Origin of the sequence: Cellulomonas sp. IC4_254, assembly GCF_011603975.1 — a bacterium.
GTDB lineage: Bacteria > Actinomycetota > Actinomycetes > Actinomycetales > Cellulomonadaceae > Cellulomonas.
In genome coordinates this window covers 1-4,679 of sequence record NZ_JAANNB010000247.1, presented here as the reverse complement: position 1 = coordinate 4,679, position 4,679 = coordinate 1, and the positions used below count along the sequence as shown (strand labels likewise).

Sequence of the window (4,679 nt, the reverse complement as noted above, 5' to 3'; positions counted from 1 at the left end):
GGCACCTCTCGGCTGTCCGCGAGCCCCCTCGCACAGCCGAGAGTCGCCATCTCGCCGAGAGGGCACTCGATGTCTCTTCCCGGCCCAGGGAGGGGACATGGACTGCCCACTCGGCGAGTTTCCCGGGGGGCGAGGTGGTTCCGGGAGCGGGTCGGACGCGAGCCAGGGGCGGAGGGTGCGGGAGCCGCGCGCGGGCCCGCACCCCGCTCGCTCGGCGGAGTTCCCGCGGGGTGCTCGAGGGGGTTCCCGGGAGCGGGTCGGACCCGAGACCAGGGGCGGAGGGTGCGGGAGCCGCACGCCCGCGCCCCACTGGCGCGCGTCGCGCGCGCCGACTCACCACTCGCGCGCGTCGCGCGCGTCGCGCGCGTCGCGCGCGTCGCGCGCTCCGACTCGCGACGCGAGTGCCCCGCGCGCCGATCCACCACGCGCGCACACCGCGCACCGACCCAGCACGCGCGCGCCGACGCCGAGATGGCAACTCTCGGCTGTCCGCGATCGCCCTCGCGCAGCCGAGAGTTGTCATCTCGCCGAGTGGGCAGTCGATGTCCCCTCCCGGGGCCTGGAGGGGACATGTACTGCCCGCTCGGCGGGGTTCCGGCGGGGTTCCGGCGCGGTGCAGATGCGGGTTCCGGCGCGGGTGTGCGAGGGGTGCGCGAGCGGGTGTGCGAGGGGTTCGGGAGTGGCCCGGGAGTGGGGCCGGGAGTGGGTCCTGGAGGCGGGGCGGACCGAGGCAGGGGCGCAGGGTGCGGGATGCGCGGGCGGGTGTCCAGCGGGCTCCGCGCAGCGGACGGGCGCGGTCTCGCTCAGCGGACGCGCGGTTGCATCACGTCGGCGACCCCCTGACGGTGGAAGGGTCCGATGGTCGCGGCGCCCCCGGTGCCGTGACCGCCACCGGCCACGAGAGGAGCACCTGTGCTCACCCTGACCGAGAACGCCAGCACCGCCGTCCGCGACCTCACCACCCGCGCGGGGCTCCCCGACTCGGGCGGTCTGCGGATCGCCGAGTCCCAGCAGCAGCTCGGCTCGTTCGAGCTCGCGCTCGTCCCGGAGGCCGTGCCGGGCGACGACGTCATCGACTCGGACGGCGCGACCGTGTTCGTGTCCCCGGAGACGTCGACGGCGCTCGCGGACCTCACGCTGGACGCGGACCCGTCGGCGACCGGCGCGCCGGGCTTCACGCTCGCGCCCCAGGACTGAACACCCGGGCAGGCAGACGACGAGGGCCCGCGCAGCCGCCTGGTGCGGATGTGCGGGCCCTCGTCGCGCCGGGCAGCCCCGGGCGGTCTCCCACCGCCCCTGGGCCGGCGCCCGGCACGGTCCGGCAACGGTCTCCCACCGTCGCCGGACCGGGTCACGGCCGGCCGTGCGTCAGGCGCGAGCGCCCTTGCGGCCGGTGAGCGCGCCGTAGATCAGCAGCACGATGATCGAGCCACCGATGGCGAGCAGCCACGTCTGGATCGACCAGAACTCCTCGAGCGGCTTGTTGAACAGCACGCTGCCGAGCCATCCGCCCAGCAGCGCCCCGACCACACCCAGGAGCAGCGTCACGAACCAGCCACCGGCCTGACGCCCCGGCAGGATCGCCTTCGCGATAGCCCCCGCGATCAGACCCAGCAGCAGGAAAGCGAAGAATCCCATCTGGCACCTCCAACGTCTCGGTTCGAACGGAGAGAACCGTGACACGGGTGGTCGCGGTCCGCATCCGGAACGCCTGCGGGGTCGCTGGTGAGCGGCCCCGGACGCGCTCCGGGACCGCGCGTCAGGACATCTGGCTCATGACGAGCGCGCCGAGCGCGAAGCCGATGACGGTCGCCACGATCGCGACGATCAGGGCGATCTTGCCGAGCCGCTCCTTGCGCACGACGGCGACGATGCCGGTGACGATGCCGGCGATGCCGAACACGATCGGCAGGAACAGGATCGCGATCGCCGACAGGACGAACGTGATGATCGACAGCACCGGGGTGCCGGTGCCGGCGGCCACGGGCGCGCCGTAGCCCGCGGCACCGGCGGGCGGCGCGGCGGGCGGGGTCGAGGCGGCGGGCTGGTGCGGGTCCTGACCGTACGGGTGCGTCATGGCATGTCCCCTGTCTCGTTCTCGGCAAACGGGTGGTGAGCCTGTCCGGCCGCCATTGGGGGCGACACGCCGAAAACTAGGGCGAATGCGACACGCGCGCCCGTCGAGACCGCGCCGTCACCCGGACGGGTGGCGGCGCGGCCGGCGGGCTCAGGCGGCGGGGAGCAGGGCGAAGGCGTTGCCCTCGGGGTCGGTGAGGTTGACCCAGCGGGCGGTGCCGCCGACCGCGCCGACGCGGCGGGCGCCGAGCCGGACGAGGCGCTCGGACTCGGTCTCCAGGTCGGACGTGACGAGGTCGAGGTGCAGGGCGTTGCGGACGACGCCGCCGGACGGCACGCGGTCGAAGACGAGCCGCGGGGCGCCGGTGTGGTCGAGCAGCTCGGCGTGCTCCGGGCTGGCGCCGGGAGCGACGTCCCGGCCCAGCGCGGCGCCCCAGAACCGGGCGACGGCCTGGGCGTCGTAGGCGTCGAACGTCACGCCGTGGAAGGTGCTGGCCATGAGGGCCTCCTGGGGTGGTCGTGGTGCGGGCTCGCGGGCCGGCGTCGAGGGTGCCCGGCTCTCCCGCGGGTGGGGAGGTGACCGGACGTCGGTGGCGGCGTACCCTGGAACGGAGGAGCCTCCGTTTCGCGTTCGACTCTAACCGGAGGATCCTCCGCATCGCAAGAGCAATCCCGAGGAGCTGTCCCGTGACCACCCCGTCCGCCCGCGCCGAGCGCCCCGTCGAGCGACCCGCCGCGCGTCCCCTGCGCGCCGACGCCGCCCGCAACCGCGCCCGGCTGCTCCAGTGCGCCGCCACCGCGCTGGCCGAGGACGGCGACGCCCCGCTGGAGTCGATCGCCCAGCAGGCCGGCGTGGGCATCGGCACGCTCTACCGGCACTTCCCCGAGCGCAGCGCGCTGGTCGAGGCGGCCTACCGCCAGGAGGTCAGCGCCCTGTGCGACGCCGCGCCGGCGCTGCTCGACGGCGACCGCCCGGCCGTCGAGGCGCTGCGGGACTGGATGGGCCGGTTCGTGCAGTACGCCGCCACGAAGCGGGGGATGGGCGCGGCGCTGCGCACGGCCGTCGGCTCGGACTCGTCGCTGTTCGCCGACACCAAGGCCGGGATCGTCGCCGCGATCGACGAGCTGCTCGCGGCCGGTCGCGCGGACGGCTCGGTGCGGCCCGATGTCGACGGCGAGCAGGTCATGCTCGCGATGGGCGGCGTGTGGAACGTGCCCGACTCCGACCGGTGGGCCGAGCGCGTGCGCGGCCTGCTCGACCTCGTGGTCGACGGGCTGCGGTACGGCGCGGGCGACGCCCGCCCCTGAGCCCGAGGGCCCCGGAGCGGGCGTCGTCGTCCGGCCGGGTGCGGTCGTCCCGGGTCAGGCCCGCGACAGGTACGCGCCGATCCGGTCGAACGCGCCCTCCCAGGCGTGCTCGGCGAAGAAGTCCCGGACCTCCGGCGTCGGGAAGCCGCTCTGCACGACGCTCATGAGCGTGCCGCCGTCGACCGCCTCGAACGTCACGACCACGCGGGTCGTCATCGTCGCGCCGTCCGGGCTGCTGCCGACCGAGTCGGTGACCAGCCGGTGCGGGCGGTCGATCTCCAGGAACGTCTGGGTCTCGCGGAACAGCTCGTCGCGGCTCGGGCCCCAGACCGCGGTCTGCTGCCCGCCGACCCGGAGGTCCACCTCGATCTCGACGATGCCCGGCTCGGTGTCGAGGATCGCGAACCAGATCCGCTGCTTCTCGGCGTCGGTGTAGGCGTCGAAGACCTCGTCCGGGGTGGCGGGCAGGACGCGCTGCGCGCGGAGCTCGAGGTCGGTGGCGTCGGTGGTCATGGCGTGGGTCCTTCCTGGTGGGGTGCGCCGCCGGTCTCCCGGCCGCGCTGCAGGGTGAAGAAGGCCTCGAGCCCGTCCAGCCGGCGCTCCCAGAGCCGCTGGTAGAACCCGATCCAGGACATCGCGTCGTCCAGGCGCTCCGCCCCGAGGCGGCACTGCCGGGCGCGCCCGACCTTCTCGGTGACGACCAGGCCCGCGTCCTCCAGCACCCGCACGTGCTTCGTCATGCCGGTGAGGGTGATGCCGTACGGCTCGGCGAGCTGCCCGATCGTCGCGGGACCGTCGCCGAGGCGCATGAGGACGTCGCGCCGGGTCGCGTCGGACAGGGCGGCGAACACCTCGTCCAGGCGCTGTTGCTGAACCATGCGGTTCACCATAACGCTGAACCGATCGGTGCACAATGGCCCCGCGGATCGGGCGGGTCAACCCCGGGCGCGCCGGTACGACGGAAGCCGCAGCCGGGCCGCCCAGGTCGGGACCGTCAGGTCCCCGGGGACGTGCAGCACCGGGTCGAACCGCAGGTCCGGGTCGTCGCGGTCGCCCGGCCGCGCCGGGCACACCAGCCGGCCGAGCCGGTGCCAGCGGCCACCCGGGCGCGCGGAGAGCAGCAGCAGGTCCACGCCGCCGTCCGCGGGTGCCCCGGGCGCGGGCACCGCGGCGACGACCAGCGGCCGCCCGTCCGCGCCGACGAACGGCATCAGCGTCCCGTGCGGCCCGGCGAGCGGTCGTCGGCGCGGCACCAGGAGGAACCGGGTCAGCCGGCCGAGCCCGGTCCCGGACAG

The 4,679-nt window shown here is 75.1% G+C and carries 7 protein-coding genes and 1 pseudogene; 2 read left to right on the top strand and 6 right to left on the bottom strand.

The window, feature by feature from the left end:
* Positions 1-912: 912 nt before the first annotated feature.
* On the top strand, positions 913-1,197 hold the full coding sequence (locus G6556_RS17165; RefSeq protein ID WP_166944106.1) for an adhesin: 285 nt from the start codon (positions 913-915) through the stop codon (positions 1,195-1,197).
* Between the two features lie 171 nt (positions 1,198-1,368).
* Here the strand turns inward: G6556_RS17165 and G6556_RS17160 are convergent, their stop codons facing one another.
* The 3 genes from G6556_RS17160 to G6556_RS17150 all read right to left on the bottom strand — a co-directional run bounded on the left by G6556_RS17160 (position 1,369) and on the right by G6556_RS17150 (position 2,575).
* Positions 1,369-1,638 carry a GlsB/YeaQ/YmgE family stress response membrane protein gene (locus tag G6556_RS17160; RefSeq protein ID WP_166944104.1) on the bottom strand — a complete coding sequence of 90 codons (270 nt, stop codon included), beginning with the start codon at positions 1,636-1,638 and terminating at the stop codon, positions 1,369-1,371.
* 121 nt (positions 1,639-1,759) lie between these two features.
* Entirely contained in the window at positions 1,760-2,077 is a 318-nt protein-coding gene (locus G6556_RS17155; protein ID WP_205693666.1) for a hypothetical protein, read from the bottom strand.
* A 150-nt stretch (positions 2,078-2,227) separates the two neighbouring features.
* The gene (locus G6556_RS17150; protein ID WP_147794527.1) at positions 2,228-2,575 is read right to left on the bottom strand and encodes a VOC family protein; all 348 of its coding nucleotides are present in this window, start codon (positions 2,573-2,575) and stop codon (positions 2,228-2,230) included.
* A gap of 188 nt (positions 2,576-2,763) precedes the next feature.
* On the opposite strand from G6556_RS17150, the gene G6556_RS17145 reads away from it, so the two are divergent.
* Positions 2,764-3,384 (top strand): TetR/AcrR family transcriptional regulator, encoded by a 621-nt coding sequence (locus G6556_RS17145; protein WP_166944102.1) that lies wholly within the window; start codon positions 2,764-2,766, stop codon positions 3,382-3,384.
* A gap of 54 nt (positions 3,385-3,438) precedes the next feature.
* Here G6556_RS17145 and G6556_RS17140 read toward each other — a convergent pair whose 3' ends face one another.
* The 3 genes and pseudogenes from G6556_RS17140 to G6556_RS17130 form a co-directional block, all read right to left on the bottom strand.
* Positions 3,439-3,897, bottom strand: coding sequence for an SRPBCC domain-containing protein (locus tag G6556_RS17140; RefSeq protein ID WP_166944100.1), 459 nt, complete (start codon positions 3,895-3,897; stop codon positions 3,439-3,441).
* Positions 3,894-4,262 (bottom strand): metalloregulator ArsR/SmtB family transcription factor, encoded by a 369-nt coding sequence (locus G6556_RS17135; RefSeq protein WP_166944098.1) that lies wholly within the window; start codon positions 4,260-4,262, stop codon positions 3,894-3,896. The genes G6556_RS17140 and G6556_RS17135 overlap by 4 nt, the downstream gene beginning before the upstream one ends.
* Before the next feature lie 57 nt (positions 4,263-4,319).
* Positions 4,320-4,679: pseudogene (locus G6556_RS17130) on the bottom strand (SRPBCC family protein); the annotation flags it as partial.